At 72.0% G+C, this 23,132-nt stretch carries 22 protein-coding genes and 1 pseudogene; 16 read left to right on the top strand and 7 right to left on the bottom strand.

From position 1 onward, the window contains the following. Positions 1–4: 4 nt before the first annotated feature. Both ACQPXS_RS09145 and ACQPXS_RS09140 read left to right on the top strand, forming a co-directional pair. Positions 5–1,687, top strand: coding sequence for an FUSC family protein (locus ACQPXS_RS09145; protein ID WP_433448670.1), 1,683 nt, complete (start codon positions 5–7; stop codon positions 1,685–1,687). 152 nt (positions 1,688–1,839) lie between these two features. Next, positions 1,840–2,388: a MarR family winged helix-turn-helix transcriptional regulator gene (locus tag ACQPXS_RS09140; RefSeq protein WP_433455770.1), complete on the top strand. Its 549-nt coding sequence runs from the start codon at positions 1,840–1,842 to the stop codon at positions 2,386–2,388. Between the two features lie 54 nt (positions 2,389–2,442). Here the strand turns inward: ACQPXS_RS09140 and ACQPXS_RS09135 are convergent, their stop codons facing one another. Continuing rightward, positions 2,443–3,207: a VOC family protein gene (locus tag ACQPXS_RS09135; RefSeq protein ID WP_433448668.1), complete on the bottom strand. Its 765-nt coding sequence runs from the start codon at positions 3,205–3,207 to the stop codon at positions 2,443–2,445. A gap of 210 nt (positions 3,208–3,417) precedes the next feature. On the opposite strand from ACQPXS_RS09135, the gene ACQPXS_RS09130 reads away from it, so the two are divergent. Then, on the top strand, positions 3,418–4,623 hold the full coding sequence (locus tag ACQPXS_RS09130) for an IS110 family transposase (protein ID WP_433445832.1): 1,206 nt from the start codon (positions 3,418–3,420) through the stop codon (positions 4,621–4,623). Between the two features lie 1,013 nt (positions 4,624–5,636). Here ACQPXS_RS09130 and ACQPXS_RS09125 read toward each other — a convergent pair. Next, the gene (locus ACQPXS_RS09125) at positions 5,637–6,029 is read right to left on the bottom strand and encodes a VOC family protein (protein ID WP_433448666.1); all 393 of its coding nucleotides are present in this window, start codon (positions 6,027–6,029) and stop codon (positions 5,637–5,639) included. 71 nt (positions 6,030–6,100) lie between these two features. On the opposite strand from ACQPXS_RS09125, the gene ACQPXS_RS09120 reads away from it, so the two are divergent. Continuing rightward, positions 6,101–6,640, top strand: a complete 540-nt coding sequence (locus tag ACQPXS_RS09120) for a GNAT family N-acetyltransferase (RefSeq protein WP_433448664.1) — start codon at positions 6,101–6,103, stop codon at positions 6,638–6,640. A gap of 3 nt (positions 6,641–6,643) precedes the next feature. On the opposite strand, the gene ACQPXS_RS09115 is transcribed toward ACQPXS_RS09120, so the two are convergent. Then, positions 6,644–7,327 (bottom strand): glycerophosphodiester phosphodiesterase, encoded by a 684-nt coding sequence (locus ACQPXS_RS09115; protein WP_433448662.1) that lies wholly within the window; start codon positions 7,325–7,327, stop codon positions 6,644–6,646. Between the two features lie 392 nt (positions 7,328–7,719). Between ACQPXS_RS09115 and ACQPXS_RS09110 the strand changes: the two genes are divergently transcribed. The 5 genes from ACQPXS_RS09110 (at position 7,720) to ACQPXS_RS09090 (ending at position 12,114) form a co-directional block, all read left to right on the top strand. Then, positions 7,720–9,117 (top strand): DUF6421 family protein, encoded by a 1,398-nt coding sequence (locus tag ACQPXS_RS09110; protein ID WP_351804643.1) that lies wholly within the window; start codon positions 7,720–7,722, stop codon positions 9,115–9,117. After that, on the top strand, positions 9,114–9,905 hold the full coding sequence (locus ACQPXS_RS09105; RefSeq protein WP_433448657.1) for an SDR family NAD(P)-dependent oxidoreductase: 792 nt from the start codon (positions 9,114–9,116) through the stop codon (positions 9,903–9,905). The genes ACQPXS_RS09110 and ACQPXS_RS09105 overlap by 4 nt, the downstream gene beginning before the upstream one ends. Further along, on the top strand, positions 9,902–10,972 hold the full coding sequence (locus ACQPXS_RS09100) for a threonine aldolase family protein (RefSeq protein ID WP_433448655.1): 1,071 nt from the start codon (positions 9,902–9,904) through the stop codon (positions 10,970–10,972). Before ACQPXS_RS09105 ends, ACQPXS_RS09100 begins: the two co-directional genes overlap by 4 nt. Positions 10,973–11,050: 78 nt before the next feature. After that, positions 11,051–11,641 carry a transglutaminase family protein gene (locus tag ACQPXS_RS09095; protein WP_356314308.1) on the top strand — a complete coding sequence of 197 codons (591 nt, stop codon included), beginning with the start codon at positions 11,051–11,053 and terminating at the stop codon, positions 11,639–11,641. 110 nt (positions 11,642–11,751) lie between these two features. Continuing rightward, entirely contained in the window at positions 11,752–12,114 is a 363-nt protein-coding gene (locus ACQPXS_RS09090) for a hypothetical protein (protein WP_433448653.1), read from the top strand. Between the two features lie 37 nt (positions 12,115–12,151). Here the strand turns inward: ACQPXS_RS09090 and ACQPXS_RS09085 are convergent, their stop codons facing one another. Both ACQPXS_RS09085 and ACQPXS_RS09080 read right to left on the bottom strand, forming a co-directional pair. Continuing rightward, entirely contained in the window at positions 12,152–12,880 is a 729-nt protein-coding gene (locus ACQPXS_RS09085; protein ID WP_351804649.1) for a lysophospholipid acyltransferase family protein, read from the bottom strand. A 189-nt stretch (positions 12,881–13,069) separates the two neighbouring features. Further along, positions 13,070–13,486, bottom strand: a complete 417-nt coding sequence (locus ACQPXS_RS09080) for a DUF4395 domain-containing protein (RefSeq protein WP_433448651.1) — start codon at positions 13,484–13,486, stop codon at positions 13,070–13,072. A gap of 75 nt (positions 13,487–13,561) precedes the next feature. Between ACQPXS_RS09080 and ACQPXS_RS09075 the strand changes: the two genes are divergently transcribed. The 6 genes from ACQPXS_RS09075 to ACQPXS_RS09050 all read left to right on the top strand — a co-directional run bounded on the left by ACQPXS_RS09075 (position 13,562) and on the right by ACQPXS_RS09050 (position 20,081). Further along, positions 13,562–13,975 carry a thioredoxin family protein gene (locus tag ACQPXS_RS09075; RefSeq protein ID WP_356314430.1) on the top strand — a complete coding sequence of 138 codons (414 nt, stop codon included), beginning with the start codon at positions 13,562–13,564 and terminating at the stop codon, positions 13,973–13,975. Positions 13,976–14,180: 205 nt separating this feature from the next. Then, a complete protein-coding gene (locus tag ACQPXS_RS09070; protein WP_356314318.1) occupies positions 14,181–14,690 on the top strand; it encodes a flavin reductase family protein in 510 nt (169 codons plus the stop codon). Positions 14,691–14,907: 217 nt separating this feature from the next. Continuing rightward, a complete protein-coding gene (locus ACQPXS_RS09065; RefSeq protein WP_356314320.1) occupies positions 14,908–15,693 on the top strand; it encodes an electron transfer flavoprotein subunit beta/FixA family protein in 786 nt (261 codons plus the stop codon). A gap of 53 nt (positions 15,694–15,746) precedes the next feature. Further along, positions 15,747–16,709 (top strand): electron transfer flavoprotein subunit alpha/FixB family protein, encoded by a 963-nt coding sequence (locus tag ACQPXS_RS09060; protein ID WP_433448648.1) that lies wholly within the window; start codon positions 15,747–15,749, stop codon positions 16,707–16,709. A 184-nt stretch (positions 16,710–16,893) separates the two neighbouring features. Continuing rightward, the gene (locus ACQPXS_RS09055) at positions 16,894–18,192 is read left to right on the top strand and encodes a DUF6986 family protein (protein WP_433448646.1); all 1,299 of its coding nucleotides are present in this window, start codon (positions 16,894–16,896) and stop codon (positions 18,190–18,192) included. Between the two features lie 122 nt (positions 18,193–18,314). Continuing rightward, entirely contained in the window at positions 18,315–20,081 is a 1,767-nt protein-coding gene (locus ACQPXS_RS09050; protein WP_433448644.1) for a protein kinase domain-containing protein, read from the top strand. On the opposite strand, the pseudogene ACQPXS_RS09045 reads toward ACQPXS_RS09050, so the two are convergent. Next, positions 20,027–20,748: pseudogene (locus ACQPXS_RS09045) on the bottom strand (hypothetical protein). The gene ACQPXS_RS09050 and the pseudogene ACQPXS_RS09045 overlap by 55 nt on opposite strands. A 64-nt stretch (positions 20,749–20,812) precedes the next feature. Beyond that, entirely contained in the window at positions 20,813–21,862 is a 1,050-nt protein-coding gene (locus ACQPXS_RS09040) for a LacI family DNA-binding transcriptional regulator (protein WP_433448642.1), read from the bottom strand. 260 nt (positions 21,863–22,122) lie between these two features. Between ACQPXS_RS09040 and ACQPXS_RS09035 the strand changes: the two genes are divergently transcribed. Then, on the top strand, positions 22,123–23,073 hold the full coding sequence (locus ACQPXS_RS09035) for an ROK family protein (RefSeq protein ID WP_433448640.1): 951 nt from the start codon (positions 22,123–22,125) through the stop codon (positions 23,071–23,073). Positions 23,074–23,132: the final 59 nt, after the last annotated feature.

The following is a 23,132-nucleotide window of genomic DNA, read 5'->3' as shown; positions in this document are numbered from 1 at the left end:
TGGTATGAGCAGTGCGACCCTCCATCGACTTCCCCTTGCCGGAGTGCTCCGCCTCGGGCGGCCCTCCGACATCTGGTTCAAGCCCGCGCTGAGCGTGGTCGCCGCCGTCGCGCCGGCCAACCTCATCCTGCTGGCGCTCGGCCGCCTCGACCTCGCGATGTACACGATGGCCGGGTCCCTGTGCGCGCTCTACGGCCACAGCCGGCCCTACGCCGCCCGCGCCCGGGTCCTGGCGTGGGTGGTGCTCGGCATGGTCGGCGGCCTCGCGGTCTCGCTGCTGGCCGCGTCGCTCACGAGCAACGCCGTCGTCCTCGTCACCGTCGGAGCCGTCATGGCCGCCGTACAGAAGACCGTGAGCGACGCGACCCGGCTCGGACCGCCCGGGAACGTGGTTCTGACCTTCATCAGCTCCGCCTCGCTGTTCGCGCCGCAGACCCTCGGTCAGGTGCCCGGACACGTCGGGCTGGCCCTGGCGGCCGGCGCCTGGGCCTGGCTGGTCGGCATGGCACCCGGGCTGCTCCGCCCGCACGGACCCGAGCGCCGCGCCACCGCCCAGGCCCTGAACGCGGCCGCCGCCTACGCCGACACGCGCGGCACCGCCGACGGGCACACCCGGGCCCGTGCCGCGAGCGCCGCCGCGATCCACGCCGCCTGGCAGTCGCTGCTCGCCCCCGGCACCCGCCCCGACCGCACCCGACGCGCCCTCGAACGGCTCCTCGTCCGCGCCGAGGTCGCCCTCGCCGCCCCCGCCGACACCGACCCCGCACGGCTGCGCGCCTGGGCCCGCGAGCTGCGCGGCACCGGGCGGATACCGCGCGTCGCGTCCCCGCGCGAGTCCGCCGACGAACTCCTGGGCGTCGACACCGAACGCTCCCTCACACGACGGCCGTTGCGGCATCGCCTGGCTCCGCTCGCCCCGATCGCCGCGCGCACCGCGATCGGCTGCGCGCTCGCCGGCTATGCCTCCCTCGCGCTCGGGGTGGGCCGTCCCTACTGGGCGCTGGTCACCGCGGCCTCCCTCTACCAGGTCAACGTCGCCCTCACCTGGAGGCGGGGCATCCAGCGCGTCGTGGGCAACGTGGTCGGCGTCCTCGTGTTCGCCGTCGTCGCCCCGCTCGCCCATCTCCACCCGGTGGCGCTGGTGCTGTGCTGCCTCGCCTTCAACTTCGGCGCCGAGGCGCTGATCGCCCGCAACTACTGGCTCGGCACTGTCTGCGTGACCCCGATGGCCCTGCTCATCACCGAGTTCGCCCGCGCCCAGAACCCGGCCGAGCTGATCACCGAGCGGGTGGCGGACACTCTGGTCGGCGCGCTGGTCGGCTTCGTCGCGGCCGTCGCCGTCACCAACCGGCGCGCGGGCGACCGCCTCGAACACGCGCTGACCGCGGCCGAACGCGCCCGCGAGAACGCCGCCCGGCTGCTGGCCGAGCCGCACCCGGCACCCCGCGCCCTGGAGTCGGCCCGCCGCAGCCTCGCCGCCGCCCTCGCGGACCTGCGTGCCACGGCCGATGCCGCGTCCGGCGAGTGGTGGCAGCGCGCCCTGCCCGAGGAACGGGTCGTGCTCGCCGAGCAGGCCGGACACCGTACGCTCGCGGCGACGGTACGACGGCAGGGGTTCGCGCCGCGGCACCGGGACCAGGATCCGGTCCACGACCCGGGCAGGACGACGGAGGACATACGGCCATGACGGCGAGGAACGGCGGACAGGCGCCGGCGGACGACACGGCCGACACGGGCCGGACGGGCGGCCACCGGCCTGCCGGTGCGGAACCGGCGGACGGCCGCGGTCGCGCCGACACCGACACCGACGCCGGCCGAGCCGTCCACCCCGGCGGACCGGTGACGACCCGGGACGGGAACACCCCAGGCGCCGACCCTGCCGCTCGCCATGACACCGTCGCGGCCGTCGTGCGGCAGTGGCGGGCCGTTCACCCGGAGCTGGACACCGGGCCCATGGAGGTCATCGGCCGCATCAACCGGTGTGCCGCGCTCCTCCAGCAGGCCGAGGACGCGCCGCTGCGCCGGGCCGGGCTCAGCCGTCCCGAGTTCGACCTGCTGGGCGCACTGCGCCGCACCGGCCACGAGCTGACCCCTGGGGAGCTGGCCCGCGAGACCTTCTCCTCCGGGGCCGCCGTCACCAAGCGGCTCAAGCAGCTCACCGAACGCGGACTGGTCGAGCGACGCGGCGACACCCGCGACCGCCGCGTCGCCCACGTCCGCCTCACCGACACGGGACGCGATGTGGTCGACGGCATCCTCCCGGAGCAACTCGCCTATGAGACAGCCGTATTGAGCGTGCTGGCTCCCGAGGGGCAAGGCGAGCTCGCCGCTTTGCTGGCCGAGTTGCTCGGCCGCCTGGAGGGCCGGATGGGGGCGTTGCGCGCGTAAAGGGTGGGTCGCCGCCCGGCTCGGCACAGGCGTCGTGCAGGCAAGCGCAGGGACTCAGCCCTCCTCGCCGGCCTGGTGCACTCCGAATGCCGCGCCCTGCGGATCCCGCAGGAGCGCGATGCGCGGACCGTCGGGCACCGACACGGGGGCGAGGACGACGGCCCCGCCCGCCCGCTGCGCGACCTCGGCCGTCGCGTCCACGTCGTCCACCGCGAAGTACGGCAGCCAGTGCGGCGGCACCTCGGGCGGGAACCGGTCGCCCATGTCGGACATGCCGCCGAAGTCGTCGCCGTCGATGCCCCATTGCGTGTACCAGTCCGAGGCGTTGACGCTCCAGCCGAACACCGTGGTGTAGAAGTCCCGGGCCCGCTCGGTGTCCCGGGTCGCCAGCTCGACCCAGCCGAGGGTGCCGGGCGCGTTGAACAGGCCGGCGCCGGGGAAGGCCCGCGCCTGCCACAGCTGGAACGCCGCGCCGGTCGGGTCGAGGGCCACCGCGAACCGGCCCACGTCGAACACGTCCATCGGGCCGAGGACCACCGTCCCACCGGCCTCTTCCACCCGCCGTACCGCCGCGTCCGCGTCGGTCACCGCGAAGGAGACGTTCCACGCCACCGGCTGGGACTCCTGGTAGAGCGGGGTGAGCGCGGCGACCGCCGCGTCTCCCAGGTGTGCCACGGTGTATCCGCCCGCCTCCTGCCGCGGGTCGGTCTCCGGCCGCCAGCCGAACAACTCGGTGTAGAACCGCTTGGCCCCCTCCAGATCGCTGGTCCCGAGCTCGGTCCAGCACGGTCCGCCGGTCACCGGCTTGTCGAACTTCATGAGGGGTTCCCTAAGAATGTTGGCGGTCCGGGAGGACCGGGTGTGGCTGATGATGGGTTGCCGTTGATGGCTCGGAAGGAATGGCCGCCCGGTCCTCCGGGACGCTCCGACCACTGATTGAGAACTGCGGTCATCGCTGGTTAGGGACCTGTCGGCGGGGTGTTCCTCGGGCCACGAAGGTGCTGGTCACGGTGGAACGGAGCGACGGGCTTGAGCACGCCTCACGCGCGGATATGGGTCGGCATCGACGCCGGCAAGGGACATCACTGGGCAGTCGCGGTCGACGCCGACGGCGAGACGCTCTTCTCGACGAAGGTGATCAACGACGAGGCCCAGATCCTCACGCTCATCGAGACCGCCCGCGAACGGGCTGAAGAGGTGCGGTGGGCGGTGGACATCTCCGGCCGGGCCGCCACCCTGCTGCTGGCCCTGCTGATCGCGAACGGCCAGCAGGTCGTCTACGTGCCCGGCCGGACGGTCAACCGCATGTCCGGCGCCTACAAAGGCGAGGGCAAGACCGACGCCAAGGACGCCCGCGTCATCGCCGACCAGGCCCGCATGCGTCCCCGGGACTTCACCCCGCTGAGCACGCCTGCGGAGCTGGTCACCACGCTCCAGGTCCTCACCAACTACCGGGCCGACCTGATCGCCGACCGGGTCCGGCTGATCAATAGGCTCCGCGACCTGCTGGTGGGAATCTGCCCCGCACTGGAACGGGCCTTCGACTACTCCGCGGCCAAGGGACCGGTGGTGATGCTGACTGAGTATCAGACCCCGGCCAGCCTGCGCCGGATCGGCGTCAAGCGGCTGACGACCTGGCTCGAGCGCCGCAAGGTCCGCGGCGCCGACACCGTCGCCGCCAAAGCGGTGGAGGCGGCCCAGTCCCAGATGACTGCGCTGCCGGGCGAGAAGCGGGCCGCCAAGCTGGTCTGCGACCTCGCCCACCAGCTTCTGGCCCTGGACGAGCGGATCAAGGACAATGACCGGGAGATCCGCGAGACGTTCCGTGCCGACGACCGCGCCGAGATCATCGAGTCGATGCCCGGTATGGGTCCCATCCTGGGCGCCGAGTTCGTCGCCATCGTCGGCGACCTGTCCGGCTACCGCGACGCGGGCCGACTCGCCTCGCACGCCGGCCTGGCCCCAGTCGCCCGCGATTCCGGCCGCCGCACCGGCAACTACCACCGGCCCAAGCGTTACAACCGGCGCCTGCGGCACATCTTCTACCTGGCCGCCCAGACTGCCATGATGCGGCCCGGCCCGTCCCGGGACTACTACCTCAGAAAGCGTGCCGAGGGACTGATCCACACCCAGGCCCTGCTTGCGCTCGCCCGACGCCGCGTCGACGTGCTCTGGGCGATGCTGCGTGACAAGAGACTGTTCACCCCCACCCCACCGGACACGCAGACGGCTTGACCTCATCATTGAGATTCCTTCCGGCCGGGGCGGGCCTGCCGCGCGCACAGAGCGCTCTCCCGGCACGCTAACCCCGGCTCTTCGCCCCGGCCAACCGGGACGGTCCCGGCGGGCGGGGAAATCCCTTGCCCGGCCGGAGCGGCGTGCGGGAGGGTTCCGGCCATGGACACCAGTAGGACGCCCGGCTGCGCACCGGCGCCGGGCGGCTGGAGTTCTGCGCCGGAGGCCGGTCGCCAGGGGAGCCCAGGGCCCGGAGAGCGGGACGCAAGTGGCCCGGAGGCTGGAACCTCCGCCGCCACGGGCACGGCTGCCAGCGGACCGGAGGCGAGCGGCTGGGCTGTAGTGGACCGGAGTACACAGGCCAGAGGCCGGCCGCCAGTCGGCCGGGGGGCCTGGCGCAGATGCCTCGCGCCAGGGGAGTCCAAGGGTCCGGAGGCGAGTGGCTCGGACGCTTGAGGCCGCAGCGTCAGGAGCCCGGCGCCAGAGGCTGGGCGCGACGCCAGGGGAGTCCGGGGGCCCGAGGAAAAGTGGCTCAGACGCTGGAGGGTCGGCGTCAGGGCCCGGAGTCCAGGGGGCGGGAGGCAAGCGGCCCGGAGGTAGAGGCTCCGCCGCCACTGGCTCGGCTCCCACAGGTCTGAGGCTCGGATGCCAGTGGCCCTGGAGGCCCAGCTAGAGGCTCCGTCGCCGCTGGTTCCGCCGCCACTGGCTGGGCTGCCCGTGGTCCGAAGCCCTGGCAGACTTCCTCCACACCTACAACCACCACCGCTGCCACACCGCACTCGGCGGCAGCCCAACGATCAGCCGTGTGAACAACGCTTCAGGTCAATACAGCTAGAGGCTCCGTCGCCGCTGGCTCGGCTGCCAGTGGCCCGGAGCCGCAAGCCAGAAGCTCGGCCGTCGGCGCCCGGAGGCCCGGCCGCCTGTGGCCGGGAAACCCGGCGCTGGATGCCCGGCGGGGAGGAGCCCGGCGCTGGATGCCCGGCGCCAGGCGCCCAGCCGCCAGAACCCCCGCCCTAAACGCCCGGCCGGTACCGCATCGGATGGTCCTCCGGTACCTCCACCACCGCGATGCGGATGCCGTCCGGGTCGGTGATCCACATCTCGACCAGGCCCCACGGCTCCTTCACCGGGGGCCGGACGATGTCGACGCCCTTGGACTTCAGCTCCTCGTGCGCGGCCGTCACGTCGTCGACCTGCAGCCACAGCCGGACCGCGGGCGACGGCTGCGCCTCGGACCTCCCGGAGACCTCCAGGAAGCCGCCGCCGAGGAAGTAGACCGTCCCGCGCTCGGGCCCCGTACCGAACTCGCGGTAGACGGACAGCCCCAGCTGCTCGCCGTAGAAGGTCCGGGAGCGTTCGGGGTCGGTCGGGGTGAGCAGGATCCGGCTGCTGAGTACGTGCACCATGCAGGCGCAGCCTAGTGGCAGGGTTACCCTCGACCCTGGCTCAGCCACGCCCGAGAATCGGAGACAGTTCCATGGAAAGCCCCTCCGCCGGCCCCACCTTCCGCGACGCCACCGACGCCGACGTCGACGCGCTGGTCGCGCTGATCGAGTCGGCCTACCGCGGGGACTCCAGCCGGGCCGGGTGGACCACCGAGGCGGACATCCTCCAGGGGCAGCGGACGGATCCCGACGGCGTGCTGGAGGTCATCAAGTCGCCCGAGAGCAGGCTGCTGACCGTCGAGCAGGACGGCCGGATCATCGCCTGCTGCCAGCTGGAACACCGAGGCGACCACGCCTACTTCGGCATGTTCGCGGTCAGCCCCACCCTGCAGGGCGCGGGTCTCGGCAAGACGGTCATGGCGGAGGCCGAACGCCAGGTCCGCGAGGCCTGGGGCGTCACCGAGATGCACATGACGGTGATCTCCGTACGGGACGACCTGATCGCCTGGTACGAGCGCCGGGGCTACCGCCGTACGGGAAAGATGTCGCCCTTCCCGTACGGCGAGGAGCGCTTCGGCATCCCGCAGCGCGACGACCTGCAGTTCGAGCTGCTGGTCAAGAAGCTCGTGTGACCGTCAGGCAGTGAAGCGCCCGGTGCGCTTGATCTCCGGGAAGTCGGTCGTCGCGCCGTCCAGCTCCAGGGCGCGGACCAGCCGGAGATGATCCTGGGTGTTGACGACCCAGCCGATGACCCGCAGCCCGGACTTGCGCGCGTGCTCGACGATCTCCAGGGTGAGCCGGCGGATGTTGAGACAGACGGTCGCCGCGCCCACGGCGACCGCGCGCTCCACGATGTCCGTGCCGTAGCGGCCCCCGATCAGCGCCGTGCGCACGCCCGGCACCAGGCGGGTGATCTCGGCGACCGCGTCGTCGTGGAACGAGGACACCTCCACCCGCCCGACCAGGTCTCGCTCGTGGATCACCGCCGCGAGGGCGCGGGCGGCCGCCACATCCTTGATCTCGGCCTGGAGCGGCGTGCGCACCGCGTCCAGGACCTCCTCGAACACGGGTACCCGCTCCCCGAGGCCCGCGTCGAGGGAGCGCAGCTCGGCCAGGGTCTTGTCGGCGATGGGCCCGGTGCCGTCGGTCGTGCGGTCCACTTCCGCATCGTGCATGACGACCAGGGCGCCGTCCTTGCTCAGGTGCAGATCGAGTTCGATCAGATCGAGGCCGGCGTCCTGCGCGGCGACGAAGGAACGAAGGGTGTTCTCGGGCTCGACACCCATGACCCCGCGGTGACCGATGGTAAGGAAGTTCAAGGTTCGACTCCGTTCCGTCGACGGCGGCTCGGCACGCGCGGAACGGGCGGACTCCGTCGTCCGCGCGGGCAGAGTCGCAGCCTAACGGCCGGACCCCGCGATGAACCCGCACGTGCACAAGGCATCCGGGTGCGTGGCGTCCGTCGGCCGGCCGGTACACGCCCTCGCCGGCACCCTGCCGTGGGCGAGTCCCCGCGCCTCGGCCGACCGGATCGCCGCGGCATCGGCAGCCGGGGAAACTCGGCGGAAGTGAGCGCCGTCACGGTTTACGGCAGGAAAAATGTCGGTGACCAAGGGGTTGGGCTGAAAGATTTCCCGATCTGCCTCTTGCTGGCTGAAACGGGGTATGCATACGGTGTCCTTACGCGAGCTTCTCCCGTGGAGGATGGGACATGACGGAAATTCTTGTGCAGGCGGGTGCGGAGGAACAGATTCCTTCGTCGACCAGGGTGGTTGAGCACCCGGCCTGGCCCGTGCTCAAGGATGCCGTGGAGCAGATCCGGCCATGGCAGTCCAAGGACGGATCGATCGACTTCGAGGCCGAAGGCGCCCCGGCCAGGGCGGACGCCGAGGCGGCCGTACGGCGTGTCGTCGACGCCGTCGAACAGCTGTCCCCGCTGCTCCCACACGACGAGGCCTACCACCACGCCCTGGTGAAGGATGTGCGCCGCTGGGCCGAGGGCGGCTTCCAGGTGCCGGACTTCCTGGACTCCCTGCTGGCCTTCCAGCCCGCCGCGAACCGCGCGGACGGACTGCAGCACCTGGTCGTCTTCCCGATGTACACGCAGAACGGCAACCTGGACCGCAACCTGGAGGCGGTCGTGCTGCGCATGGTCTGGCCGGACTGGCTGGCCGAGCTGGAGCGCACCCGCTACGACAACCCGCTGTTCTGCGGCATCACCTTCGAGGACTTCACGTCCGGCTACGACACCAACTCGGCCGTCCTCTTCCCGGAGACCATCGCCGTGCGCGAGGCGCCGGAACGTTTCTCCTGGGGTGGCATCTTCTGCGACCGTGAGGCCGCCCGCTTCCGCCGGGTGACCGACGCCGCCGTCGGCATCCTCGGCTTGGAGCTGCCCGAGGACATCGCCGCGATGGTCCACGACCAGAAGCGCTGCGAAGAGGCCTTCGTGCTCTGGGACATGGTCCACGACCGCACCCACAGCCACGGCGACCTGCCGTTCGACCCGTTCATGATCAAGCAGCGCCAGCCGTTCTGGATGTACGGCCTGGAGGAGCTGCGCTGCGACCTCACCGCCTTCAAGGAGGCCGTGAAGCTGCAGGCGGACGGCGTACCGCAGGCCCGTGACGTGCAGTACGCGGTGCTCTTCGACCGGATGTTCCGCTTCCCGGTCACCGGCGACCGCGTGCGCAACTACGACGGCCTCGGCGGCCAGCTGCTCTTCGCCTACCTGCACAAGCACGACGTGGTGCGCTGGACCGACAACAAGCTCTCCATCGACTGGGAGCGTGCCCCGCAGGTCACCAACCAGCTGTGCGCCGAGATCGAGAAGCTCTACAAGGACGGCATCGACCGCCCCAAGCTCGTGCACTGGTTCGCCGGTTACGAGCTGGTCGCCACCTACCTCGCCCCGCACCCCGGCTCCAAGTGGGCCAAGGGCCCGGACGCCCTGGACCTGACCCAGCCGCCGCGCAAGCTCGTGGACGACGTGCTTCCGGACGAGTTTCCGCTGAGCATGTTCTACGAGGCCCTGTCCAAGAAGCTGAAGAATGTGATCGCCTCCACCAAGGGCATCACGGCGGACAGCGCCGAGCCGGTCGCCGCGTGAGCGACCGCGTCCAGAACACTGCTTCAGAGGGGAAGAACGTGGCGAACAACGGGTCTCTCAGCGGTGCGGTGATCGCGGTGGCCGGCGCGGGCGGTCCCGCCGGACACGCGGCCCTGGTCCGGCTCGCCGAGGCCGGAGCGGTGGTCGTCGGCGCCGACAACAACCCCGAGCGCCTGGCCGAGTCCGTGGACGCGGCCCGCTACGCGCGCGGTGGCGCCACGGTCACCGGCGAGACGGTCGACCTGCTCGACCTGGACTCGACCCGGGCCTGGGCCGACCGCATCGAGAAGGAGCACGGCCGGATCGACGGTCTGGTCCACCTGGTCGGCGGCTGGCGCGGCAGCGCGAGCTTCGAGGAGACGAGCCTCGCGGACTGGGACCTGCTGGAGAAGCTGCTGATCCGCACGGTGCAGCACACCTCCCTGGCCTTCTACGACGGCCTGCGGCGCAGCGACCGTGGCCGGTACCTGCTGATCAGCGCCGCCGGTGCGTCGAAGCCCACCGCGGGCAACGCGGCGTACTCCGCGTCCAAGGCCGCCGCCGAGGCGTGGACGCTGGCCATGGCCGACGGCTTCCGCAAGGCGGGGGGCGAGGCCGGTCCGCGTGCGGCTGCTGCCATCCTGGTGGTGAAGGCGCTGGTGCACGACGCGATGCGCGCCGAACGCCCCAACGCGAAGTTCGCGGGCTTCACGGACGTCAAGGACCTCGCCGAGGCCATCGAGGGCGTCTGGAGCAAGCCCGCCGCGGAAGTGAACGGAAACCGTCTGTGGCTGACCGAGAAGCCGTGAACCCTCCCATGACCGACGCGCGTCGTCATCACGACCCCGAGGTCCGCGGTTTCGCCAGTGACAACTACGCCGGGGCCCACCCGGAGGTGCTGGCCGCCCTGGCCCTCGCCAACGGCGGCCACCAGGTGGCGTACGGCGAGGACGAGTACACCGAGAACCTCCAGCGGATCATCCGCAGCCACTTCGGGGCCACCGCGGAGGCCTTCCCGGTGTTCAACGGCACCGGCGCGAACGTGGTCGCGCTCCAGGCGGTCACCGACCGCTGGGGCGCGGTGATCTGCGCCGAGAGCGCCCACATCAACGTGGACGAGGGCGGGGCGCCCGAGCGCATGGGCGGCCTGAAGCTGCTCACCGTGCCCACGTTGGACGGCAAGCTCACGCCCGAGCTGATCGACCGGCAGGCCTGGGGTTTCGAGGACGAGCACCGCGCCATGCCGCAGGTCGTGTCGATCACCCAGAGCACCGAGCTGGGCACCCTCTACACGCCGGACGAGATCCGCGCGATCTGTGAGCACGCCCATGCGCACGGCATGAAGGTGCACCTGGACGGCTCCCGGATCGCCAACGCGGCCGCCTCGCTGAACGTGCCCCTGCGCACGTTCACCAACGCGGTCGGCGTCGACATCCTCTCGCTGGGCGGGACCAAGAACGGCGCCGTCTTCGGCGAGGCGGTCGTGGTCCTCAACCAGGACGCGGTGCGGCAGATGAAGCACCTGCGGAAGCTGTCGATGCAGCTGGCCTCCAAGATGCGCTTCGTCTCGGTGCAGCTGGAGGCGCTGCTGGCGAAGGACCTGTGGCTGCGCAACGCCCGGCACGCCAACGAGATGGCCCAGCGGCTCGCCGAGGGCGTGCGCGCGGTGCACGGCGTGGAGATCCTCTACCCGGTGCAGGCCAACGGCGTCTTCGCGCGGCTGCCGCACGACGTGTCCGAGCGCCTGCAGAAGCGCTTCCGCTTCTACTTCTGGGACGAGGCCGCCGGGGTGGTGCGCTGGATGTGCTCCTTCGACACCACCGAGGAGGACGTCGACACCTTCGTGGCCGCGCTGAAGGAGGAGATGGGGCGCTAGTCCCCAGCTGTGCATAGGTATGCGGTCACTCGAAAAGTCATTGACTGTCGAGTGATCGCTTTCCTATGCTCTGCGGGCATGGAGCTGATCCAGAACACCGCCGATCTGTCCGCTTATCTGGCCGCGGACGAGGTCATCGACCATCACCATCCCGTGGTCCGGGAGACGGCCGGGCAGCTGGCCGCCGGAGCGGCCGACTCGTATGCCTATGCACGGGCCGCTTACGAATTCGTCCGCGACACCATCCCGCACTCCCAGGACTCCGGCGACCTGCGCGTCACCTGGCGCGCCTCCGACGTGCTCGCTCTGGGCACCGGTATCTGCTACGCCAAGGCCCACGCACTGGCGGCCCTGCTGCGCGCCGAGGACATCCCGACGGCCCTCTGCTACCAGCGGCTGACCGACGACGAGGGCGGCCACGCCGTGCACGGACTGGTCGCGGTCCGCTTCCACGGCGCCTGGCACCGGCAGGACCCGCGCGGCAACAAGCCGGGCGTGGACGCCCGGTTCTCCCTGGACGGCGAGCGGCTGGCCTGGATCCCCGACCCCGCGGCCGGCGAACTGGACTATCCGGTGCTGTACGCCGAACCGCACCCGGTCGTCCTCGACGCCCTGAAGGCGGCTCCGGACCGGCCGTACCTGTGGAAGACGCTGCCCGACGCACTCTGAGGGCGGTGGAACCCCGTCGGACGCCGTCGCGATCGCGCGGAGGAACAGGCATCCGCCGGTCCGCTGGAGACAAGGGCCGCAAAGAACTGCCCGCCGCCACACACGCGTTGGTGCAGTACCCGGCGGCGGCGACCGGCGGCACGCTGTGCCGCGACGGCGGCCGCGTGCTCGGGCAGGTCGTGGACGCCACCGGCGCCTCCGGCTTCCGGCGCCGAGCCGCCCCGATCAGCGTGACTGGTCACCCGGCCGCAGGTGGTCGGCATCCTGCGTGGTCTGCCCGCCGCGTCCTCCTGGAGGTCGCCGAACTGGCCTACGTAGCCCGGCAGATCCTGCGGCAGGGGTATGTGCGCGAGAACCCCTGTTCCGGGAAGTCGGAGAAGAACCGGCCGTCCTGCTCGCCTCGCCACCACGTGCCGCCGGGTGCCGGTGCGTGCGCCGTGAAGCCGCGACGGCACTGCAACTTGTCAGGGTGAGCCCCGGCCAGGGCACCGCAGGTCGTCGCGCCGCGGGTCACATGGCCTCTGCCGCCCGCAGCTGCTCCATCGTCGGTGCCGTACCCCCCAGATGGGCGGGGAGCCACCAGGAGTCCGTGGAGTCCTTGGGGCGGCCCGGGTAGGCGCGCTGCGCGGCCTCCAGCAGCTCCTGGACGCCCTCGCGCAGCCGGCGGGTGATGGCGCCCGCGTACTGGTCGCGGGGTGCCTCGACCGCCTCGCCGACGCGGATGGTGACGGGCAGGTGGTTGCGCTTGAAGTTGCGGGGGTGGCCCTTGGTCCACAGCCGCTGCGTGCCCCACACCGCCATCGGGATCAACGGGACGCCGGCGTCCTGGGCGAGCCGGGCCGCACCGGACTTGAAGCTCTTCAGCGTGAACGACTGCGAGATGGTGGCCTCCGGGAAGACCCCGATGACCTCACCGGAGCGCAGCGAGTCCAGTGCGTGCGCGTAGGCCGCCTCGCCCTGCTTGCGGTCCACCGGGATGTGCTTCATGCCGCGCATCAGCGGACCGGAGATCTTGTGGCGGAAGACGGAATCCTTCGCCATGAAGCGCACCAGGCGCTTCTGCGGCAGGGCCGCCAGGCCGTTGAAGATGAAGTCCAGATAGCTGATGTGATTGCTCACCAGCACGGCGCCGCCCGAGCGCGGGATGTTCTCCGACCCCTGGCAGTCGATCTTCAGGTCCCAGACCTTGAACATCGTCTTGGCGAATCCGATGACGGGACGGTAGACCAGCTCTGCCATGGGTGGGACGGGCCCTTTCTGCTCTGCTCGGGAAAGGGGGGCTCCCGGCGGGAAAGTTACGCAGCCGTAGGTTTACGGCGTCTCGCAGATCGTGCCCGAAGAACGGACGGGTAGCCAGCCCTGGTGCCCGGTGGCGGCGAGATTCTCGTCACGTCGGCCTACATCCCGCCTCGGAACCTTGAGCCCGTGTTACTCCGCCCGTAAGGTGGCCCTTTTCAGAAGCAGGAACATCTCGCAGCCCAGGCAGTAGCCGAACGCCGCGTTCAGGAACGCGGCGGCGAGGGCGGCGCCCGTCGCGGCCAGGCCCAGCCACTGCGGTCCCACGGTGAACCCGACGAGCCCGAGCCCGGCGAACACCAGCCCCACGGCCTGTGCGAACCGCGGCGGTTCAGGCGCCTCGAACTCCTTCGGCGGCCCGAGCCGCGGCCGTACGGCCGTACGGAACGCCCAGCCGTACGGCGAGTGCTGCACACCCGCGGCCGCTCCCACCGCGAACGCCAGCGTCTGCCAGCCCAGTAGCCAGCTGCTCTCCAGGCTCAGTGCCACGGCCAGAACGGCCGTCGTCACGGCCGCCCCGAAGCGCGGCCCCCTCACGTCGATGTCCATGAATCCAGCATTCCGCAACGGAAACTCCCGCGGGAGGCGGGAATCTTTGCAGTCTCGTGAATGCTTGTGCAGATGATGACCGGAGTGGTGGTGTGCGTGGCGGTGCTCGTCGTGGCGAGCGCCGCCGGAGTGCTGCACAAGCGGCGGAGCGGGAGAGTACGGGTGCGCGGGCGGGACGAGGGCAAGCGGCTGGGAGCCGCCGAGCTGGGCGGCGACCTCGGCGAACGCGCCACGCTGGTCCAGTTCTCCAGCGCCTTCTGCGCGCCCTGCAGGGCGACCCGGCGAGTCCTCGGCGAGGTCGCCGGAATCGTCCCCGGGGTGACCCACATCGAGATCGACGCCGAGGCCCATCTGGACCTCGTACGCGAACTGGAGATTCTGAAGACGCCCACCGTGCTGGTGCTCGACGCCGACGGACGGGTCGTGCGGCGTGCCACGGGACAGCCCCGCAAGGCCGACGTCATCGCGGCACTCGGCGAGGCTGTGTGAGGGGGCCTCAGGACACCGGGCGCTGCCTTCCGCATCCCGGACCGTGCTTGACTGGGCGCACCAACTATCGTCAGCCTGACCGTATGCCGACCGAACTCCTTCTCCGGCGGGTCCACGTCGACCTCTCCCGCACCGCGAGCGCCATCTGTCCGGGCTGTTGAGACCCAACGGCCCAGCTCGCGACCTCCAGCAGAAGGACAACTCCATGACGGCCTCGCCCGAACTCGGCACTGTTCAGCTCGCCTCTCCCGACCTGTTGCGCTCCACCTTCCGCCGGCACGCCGCCGGTGTGGCGGTGATCACCGCGCGTGGCGCCTCCGGCCCGGTCGGCTTCACCGCCACCTCCCTCACCTCGGTCTCCGCCGAGCCCCCGCTCGTCTCCTTCGGCATCGGCACGGGCGCCTCCAGCTGGCCCGCGATAGCCGAGACCGACCACATCGGCGTCCACATACTCGGCGAGCACCAGAGCGAGCTGGCCGCCACCTTCGCCCGCAGCGGCGCCGACCGTTTCGGCGCGCCGACCGCCTGGCGCGAGGGCCCGGAAGGCGTACCGGTACTCGACGACGTGCTCGCCTGGCTGGTCTGCCGGGTCGTCGGCCGGGTCCCGGCCGGTGATCACCGGATCGTGCTCGCCGAGGTCGTCCTGGGCGACCCCACGGGCGCCGGCCGCCCCCTCCTCTACCACCAGGGCCGCTTCAACGGCCTGCGGGATTGATCACGTCCGCCTCGCCTGCGAAGCCGTCGAATTCCGGTTACGCTGCGTTGCGAAGGTCACAGTTCAAAGCGCTTGCTTAGCGGGCACGAACTGGGTGTACTGACGAGTAATATTTCGGTCGGAGCGCGCGGACGCCCCGACCGGAATCGGCCGCTTGAGGCGCCTATGCTGCGTGCAAGAGGCAGCCCGGAAATGACGATGCAGTAGGAGAGCCGGCGTGAGCTTGAGGATCGTTGTCACTGTGAAGTACGTGCCCGACGCCACTGGCGACCGGCACTTCGCCGATGACCTGACCGTCGACCGCGACGACGTGGACGGTCTGCTCTCCGAGCTGGACGAGTACGCGGTCGAGCAGGCCCTCCAGATCGCCGAGAACGCGGACGACGCCGAGGTCACCGTCCTGACCATCGGCCCCGAGGACGCCAAGGACGCGCTGCGCAAGGCGCTGTCCATGGGTGCCGACAAGGCCATCCACGTCGAGGACGACGACCTGCACGGCACCGACGCCATCGGCACCTCCCTCGTCCTCGCCAAGGCGATCGAGAAGGCCGGCTTCGACCTGGTCGTCTCGGGCATGGCCTCCACCGACGGCACCATGGGTGTCGTCCCGGCGCTGGTCGCCGAGCGTCTCGGTGTCCCGCAGGTCACCCTGCTGTCCGAGGTCTCCGTCGAGGACGGCGTGGTCAAGGGCCGTCGTGACGGCGACGCCGCCTCCGAGCAGCTGGAGGCCTCCCTCCCGGCGCTCGTGTCGGTCACCGACCAGTCGGGCGAGGCGCGTTACCCCTCCTTCAAGGGCATCATGGCGGCCAAGAAGAAGCCGGTGGAGTCCTGGGACCTGTCCGACCTGGACATCGACGCCGAAGAGGTCGGTCTGGACGGCGCGTTCACCAAGGTCGAGGCCGCGAACGAGCGCCCGGCGCGCACGGCCGGCACCATCGTCAAGGACGAGGGCGAGGGCGGCAAGCAGCTGGCTGAGTTCCTCGCGAGCCAGAAGTTCATCTAAGGGCTCGCCCCCGCTGACCGCCCCTCAACTTCGTTACGCAGGAGAGCAATCCCATGGCTGAAGTCCTCGTCTACGTCGACCACGTGGACGGTGCCGTCCGCAAGCCCACCCTCGAGCTGCTGACCCTGGCCCGCCGCCTCGGCGAGCCCGTCGCCGTCGCCCTCGGCAACGGCGCCGCCGACACCGCCGCCGCGCTCGCCGAGCACGGCGCGGTGAAGGTCCTCACCCACGACGCGTCCGAGTACGCCGAGTACCTGGTCGTGCCGAAGGTGGACGCCCTGCAGGCCGCCGTCGAGGCCGTCTCCCCGGCCGCCGTGCTGGTCCCGTCCTCCGCCGAGGGCAAGGAGATCGCCGCCCGCCTGGCGCTGCGCATCGGCTCCGGCATCATCACCGACGCCGTCGACCTGGAGGCCGGCGACGAGGGCCCGGTGGCCACCCAGTCGGTGTTCGCCGCGTCCTTCACCACCAAGTCCCGCGTCATCAAGGGCACCCCGGTCATCACGGTCAAGCCGAACTCGGCCGCCGTCGAGGCCGCCCCGGCCGCGGGCGCGGTCGAGGCCCTGTCCGTCTCCTTCTCGGACAAGGCGACCGGCACGAAGATCACCGCGCGTACGCCGCGCGAGTCGACGGGCCGTCCGGAGCTGACCGAGGCCGCGATCGTGGTCTCCGGTGGCCGTGGTGTCAACGGCGCCGAGAACTTCGCGATCATCGAGGCGCTGGCCGACTCGCTCGGCGCGGCCGTGGGCGCCTCGCGTGCCGCGGTCGACGCCGGCTGGTACCCGCACACCAACCAGGTCGGCCAGACCGGTAAGTCGGTCTCGCCGCAGCTGTACATCGCCAACGGCATCTCCGGCGCGATCCAGCACCGTGCCGGTATGCAGACCTCGAAGACGATCGTGGCCGTCAACAAGGACGCCGAGGCCCCGATCTTCGAGCTGGTCGACTACGGCGTCGTCGGCGACCTGTTCGACGTCGTCCCGCAGCTGACCGAGGAGATCAAGGCCCGCAAGGGCTGAGCCCCACCCAGGCACACCCGAGGCCCCGGTGACCGACGCGGTCACCGGGGCCTCGGTGCATCCTGGTGACGATCCGCCGGGCGCCGCCCACGGTCCGGACGGGGTGTTGACCAGTGAGAACCGCACGGATAACTTCATTCTACGGATTGTTGATTCCGTACAGCGGAAAATTGGAGGGTGTGGGATGGGTCAGCAGGAGAAGGTGGCGACAAGCCTCGCGGGCGCCGTCAGCGAGGAGATCAGCGCCTCCCTCGCACCGGTCGACGCGGAGCTGGAGCGCCGCTACCCCGGGGACCCCGGCACCCGGCAGCCCGTCCACACCGTCTACGTCCCCGGCGACGCCTTCGCCGCCGACACCATCCGCTCCTGGGGCGACCAGGCCCTCGCCGCCCTCGACGAACACGCCCCCGACGCCGCCTCCTTCGCGGCCGTCCTGGGCCTCGCGGACGAGTTGGCCGAGCCGGTCTACTCCCGCGTCCGCGCCAAGCTGGAACGCGAGCCGATCGAAGACCTGCGCGTCGACTTCGAGGACGGCTACGGCCCCCGCCCCGACGCCGAGGAGGACCAGGCGGCGGCCCGCGCTGCCCGGCTGATCGCGCAGGCGTACGCGAACGGCACGGCGGCGCCGTACATGGGCATCCGCATGAAGTGCATGGAGGCGGCGGTACGCGACCGGGGCATCCGCACCCTCGACGTCTTCCTCACCGGCCTGGTCGAGTCGGGCGGCCTGCCCGAGGGCCTGGTCCTCACCCTGCCCAAGGTGACGTACCCGGAGCAGGTCACCGCGTTCGTGCGCCTGCTGGAGGCCTTCGAGAAGGCGCACGGCCTGGACGCCGGCCGGCTCGGCTTCGAGATCCAGATCGAGACCAGCCAGTCCATCCTCGCCACCGACGGCACCGCCACCGTCGCCCGGATGATCCAGGCCGCCGGGGGCCGCGCCACCGGACTGCACTACGGCACCTTCGACTACAGCGCCTGCCTCGGCGTCTCCGCCGCCTACCAGGCCAGCGACCACCCGGCCGCCGACCACGCCAAGGCGATCATGCAGGTCGCGGCGGCGGGCACCGGGGTGCGCGTCTCCGACGGCTCGACCAACGTCCTGCCCGTCGGCCCGACCGCGAAGGTCCACGACGCCTGGCGCCTGCACTACGGCCTCACCCGCCGCGCCCTGGCCCGCGCCTACTACCAGGGCTGGGACATGCACCCCGGCCACATCCCGACCCGGTACGCCGCCGTCTTCGCCTTCTACCGCGAGGGCTTCGAGCAGGCCGCGGCCCGCCTCGCCCGGTACGCGAACCGCGCGGGCGGCGACGTCATGGACGAGCCCGCCACCGCCAAGGCCCTCAGCGGCTATCTGCTGCGCGGCCTGGACTGCGGCGCCCTCGACATCGCCGAGGTCGCCCGCCTCACCGGGCTGACCCGCGCCGACCTGGAGGGCTTCGCCGCCCCCCGGCGCGGTGACCTGACGGCCTTTGCGAAGTAGAGGTCGCGGACCGGTCACGGTCCCCGGCCGGGGGTGAGGCCCGGCACCGCCGCCCCGTACGCTGGGTCGCCACGCATCGACCAGACGGACGCGACCAAGGACGACAGAGGAACGGGGCGGCGGTGTCTTCGGGGGAGCAGGGACCGGAGGAGTACGGGCGCGCGGACGACGGGGCCGGCCGGCTGCTGGCCGGCCGCTACCGCGTCACCGCGCGGCTCGGCCGCGGCGGCATGGGCGTGGTCTGGCGGGCGGTGGACGAGGTCCTCGGCCGCGAGGTCGCCGTCAAGGAACTGCGCACCTACACCGACACGGCCGGACCGGAACTGTCCGAGCTGCGCTTGCGCATGCAACGCGAGGCACGGGCCGCCGCCCGGGTCCGCCACCCCGGTGTCGTCGCCGTGCACGACGTCGCCGAGGTCGACGGGCGCCCGCTGATCGTCATGGAACTGATCGACGGGCCCTCCCTGGACGACGTCCTGCGCGAGCGCGGCACCCTCGACCCGTACGAGGCGGCGCGCATCGGCGCGGCGGTGACGGACGCGCTGGCCGCCGCCCACCGCGCCGGCGTCCTGCATCGCGACGTCAAGCCCGGCAACATCCTCCTCGACCGCTCCGGCCGCGTCGTCCTGACCGACTTCGGCATCGCCACCATGGACGACCCCGGCGACGGCTCGGCGACCCGCCTGACCCGCAGCGGCGAACTCGTCGGCTCCCTCGACTACCTGGCCCCCGAGCGCGCCCAGGGCGCCGAGCCGGGCGCGCCCGCCGATGTGTGGGCCGTGGGCGCCACCCTCTACGCGGTCGTCGAGGGCGCCTCGCCCTTCCGCCGTACGTCCACCTACTCGACGCTCACCGCGATCGTCTCCGAGCCCCTGCCCGAGCCCCAACGGGCCGGGCCGCTGGCGCCGGTCCTGCGGCGCCTGATGGACAAGCGCCCGGACGCCCGGCCGGACGCCGAGGAGGCCCGCGAGGCGCTGCGCGAGGTGGGTCGGACGCGGACCCCGGACGTTCCGACGACCACCCTGCGCGTGACGCCGCCCCCGGCGTCCGAACCGGCCCGGCACTGCGCGCCGTCCGTGCCGCCGGGGTTCGGCCCGGTACCGCCGGACCCGGCCGTGCGGACGTCCGCCCACGGCCCGGCTCCCCGCGCGGGAGCGCCCACGCATCCGCTGCCGTCGTACGCCGAAGGCACGGCCGCCGCTCATGGGCCCGGTGCCACCGGGCCCATGAACCCGGCGACCGGCTCGCCGCGCCGCAAGGGCCGCGCTCTGCTCGCCGCCGCTGCCGTCGCCGTCGTCCTCGCCGGGGGCGGGATCACCGTCGCCCTCGTGCGCGGCCAGGGAGCGCCGAAGACCGACTCGGCGTCGGCCGCGTCCCCCTCCGGGACCGGGGCCATGAAACGGGCCGGCACCGAGTGGTCCACGCAGCCGTCGCGTGGCGACGGGAAGAAGGGCGCCGAGCCCACCGGGACGACGGCGAGCGGCGCGGGTGACGGCAGGCCGTCCTCGCACACCTCCGCCGCCGCCTCGGCCTCCGCCACGGCGCCGGGCAAACCCACCGACACACCCGCACCGCCCGGAGGTTCGGGACGCGCCTCCAGTCCGGCGGCCGCCTGCCGGCCCATCGGCGGCGGTAAGTACGACTGCCAGGTCTGGCGCACCGCCAAGTCCTACACCGCCTCCGGCGCCGAGGCCGGGACCCTGAACGCGGGCACCGACTACTTCTACTGCCAGGCGAATCTGGGCCGCCGGGAGACCTACGGCCGGTGGACGAACGTGTGGTGGGCGAAGACCGACGACGACAGCGGCAACACCGGCGTCTACGTCAGCGACGTCTACCTCAGGGGCGGGAACAACGACGAGCCGGTGCCCGGGCTCCCGGTCTGCTGACCGTCGGCGTACGGCTCGAAACCCGACTCCGTCACCCACTTCTGCTCGGCGAACAGCCGGGTTCCCCGCGCGCACAGTCCGGGGTCGCGGCGGGCCCGCGCGCAGAACTCCTGCGGCGTGACCCGAAGAGCTCGCGTAACGCAGCCGATCCCACGAGGAGTTCGGTGAGCAGGGTGCGCTGGTCGTGGGGATGGCGGCGGGGCGCACCGGCGCCGTCGTGCAGCACGCCGTGCCGGTTGACGTAGGCGTACGCCCCGGTGAGCGCGCGACCGTCCGGCAGCTCGATCCGCACCCCAGGCGCGGGCAGCCAGGCCCGCCGGAAGTGGGGCTCGCCGGTGTCGACCGCGTCCAGCTGGCGCCGGTCCAGCCAGATGACGAACAACTCCCGTAACGCCTGCGGTGACCTGACGGGCGAGGCGGAGACATAGCCGAGTCGGCTGACGTGCGCCGAGATGCCCACGTCGAGCCCGGACACCCGCGACCGCACCATCGGTACGGGGGAGTCGATCCCGAACTCGGCCATCTTGTGCCGAAGTTGGCCGGGGCAGGCGTTGGAGCCGACGGCGAGCAGCGGCACCCGGTCGTCGTACACCAGGCGCTCCAGCGGGAACATCCGGTCGCCGTGCAGCAGCCCGGAGTCGGCGGGCCAGGCGCCGGGACAGGTCAGCGGATGGTCGCGGGGAGCGCCGGCGAGGCCGAGTTCCTCCAGGGTGCGGCCGGTCACGCGCGGCTCAGTCGGCCGGCGGCAGCTCGCCCGAGCCGCGCGTGATCAGCCGGGTGGGCAGCTCGATGCGCTCCGGTGCGACGAGGCTGCCGTCCAGCTGACGGAACAGGCGCTCGGCGGCGGTACGGCCGAGGGCGGCCGCGTCCTGGGCGACGACCGTGACGCCCGGCTGGAGCAGATCGGCCAGCTCGATGTCGTCGAAGCCGACGAGGGCGACCCGGCGGGACTGCTCGGCCAGCACCCGGATCACGGTGACCGTCACCCGGTTGTTGCCCGCGAAGATCGCGGTGACGGCGTCGGGCCCGGAGAGCATCTCCTCCGCCGCCCGGCGCACCCGCTCCGGGTTCGTCTGCCCGAGGGACATCCAGGCGTCCTCGACCGGTATGCCGGCGTCCTCCATGGCCGCCCGGTAGCCGCGCAGCCGCTCGGCCGCGGTGTGGATGCGCGGCATGTCGCCGATGAAGCCGATCCGGCGGTGGCCGTGGGCGATGAGATGGGCGACGCCGTCCCGGGCGCCGCCGAAGTTGTCGGAGAGGACCACGTCGGCGTCGATGCGCCCGGCCGGACGGTCCACGAACACGGTCGCCACGCCCGCCCTGATCTCCGGTTCGAGATAGCGGTGGTCGTCTCCGGCCGGGATCACCACCAGCCCGTCCACCCGCCGTGCGCACAGGGCCAGCGCCAGCTCCTGCTCGCGCTCCGGGTCCTCGGCGCTGGAGCCGTTGATCAGCAGGGCGCCGTGGGCCCGGGCCACCTCCTCCACGGCGCGGCTGAGCGGGCCGTAGAAGGGGTCGGCGAGGTCCTCCAGGACCAGGCCGATGCTCGCCGTACGGCCCTTGCGCAGCACCCGGGCGCTGTCGTTGCGGCGGAAGCCCAGCGCGTCGATCGCCTCCTGCACCCGGCGCTCGGTGTCGGGGGTGACACCGGGCTCGCCGTTGACCACCCGGGAGACCGTCTTCAGGCCGACCCCGGCCCGCGCCGCCACGTCCTTCATGGTCGGGCGGTTGCCGTAACGGGTGCCGGAAAGGCTGTCTGTGCGGCGGGTGGTCTCGGGCACGATGCGGCGTCCTGTCCTGTCGTCCGTCTCGGCCACGGAGCCGGTGCTTCCGGGCTGGTGCGCAGTGCGCGCGGGCTGCTGTACCCCGGGTAATGCGCCGATCCGTGGTTTGTATGAGGATGTGGCGTCGAGCATAGAGCCTGGACAACGTTGTCAGATGCGCGAGAGACTGTCCACAGCTGTCTGTCGGCCTGCGCCCCACCGTGTGACCGGCCTGCGTGTCTTTGGTTCTCGAGCTTCAACGGGGAGATCTGACTCTGATGCACACCGACCTCGTGGCGGCCCTGGACATCGGCGGCACCAAGATCGCCGGCGCTCTGGTGGACGGCGGCGGACGGATCCTGACCCGGGCCCAGCGCGGCACGCCCGCCCAGCAGGACGGTGAAACGGTCATGCGGGCCGTCGAGGAGGTCCTCGGCGACCTCGCCGGTTCGCCGCTGTGGGAACGGGCGGGTGCCGTCGGCATCGGCAGCGCCGGCCCGGTGGACGCCTCGGCGGGCACGGTCAGTCCGGTGAACGTGCCGGGCTGGCGGGACTTCCCGCTGGTCGACCGGGTGCGCGCGGCCACCGGCGGGCTCCCGGTCGAGCTGATCGGCGACGGCGTCGCGATCACGGCGGCCGAGCACTGGCAGGGCGCCGCCCGCGGCCACGACAACGCGCTGTGCATGGTGGTGTCGACCGGGGTGGGAGGCGGCCTGGTCCTGAACGGCCGGCTGCACCCCGGGCCGACCGGCAACGCCGGGCACATCGGACACATCAGCGTCGACCTCGACGGCGATCCGTGCCCGTGCGGCTCGCGCGGTTGTGTGGAGCGGATCGCGAGCGGCCCGAACATCGCCCGCCGTGCCCTGGAACAGGGCTGGCGTCCGGGCCCCGACGGCGACACCTCGGCCGCCGCCGTGGCCGCCGCCGCCCGCGAGGGCGACCCGGTCGCGGTGGCCTCCTTCGAGCGTGCGGCACAGGCGCTGGCCGCCGGCATCGCGGCCACCGCGACCCTGGTCGAGATCGACATCGCCGTGATCGGCGGCGGTGTCGGCAAGGCGGGCGAGATCCTGTTCACCCCCCTGCGCAAGGCCCTCGGCGACTACGCCACGCTGTCCTTCGTCCAGCGCCTCCGGGCCGTGCCCGCGCAGATGGGTACCGACGCGGGGCTGGTCGGCGCGGCTGCCGCCGCGCTGGCGCGGATGCCGGACGCGACCGCGGGGGTCTGAGCCGAGACTCGCTGAGCAGCCCGGACCCACCCGCAAGCGGGTCCGGGCTCAACCACCCC

The organism is Streptomyces sp. CA-142005, assembly GCF_050942335.1.
Taxonomy (GTDB): domain Bacteria; phylum Actinomycetota; class Actinomycetes; order Streptomycetales; family Streptomycetaceae; genus Streptomyces.
Note: the sequence above shows the minus strand (reverse complement) of the source record. Positions and strands in the feature narration are given on the sequence as shown.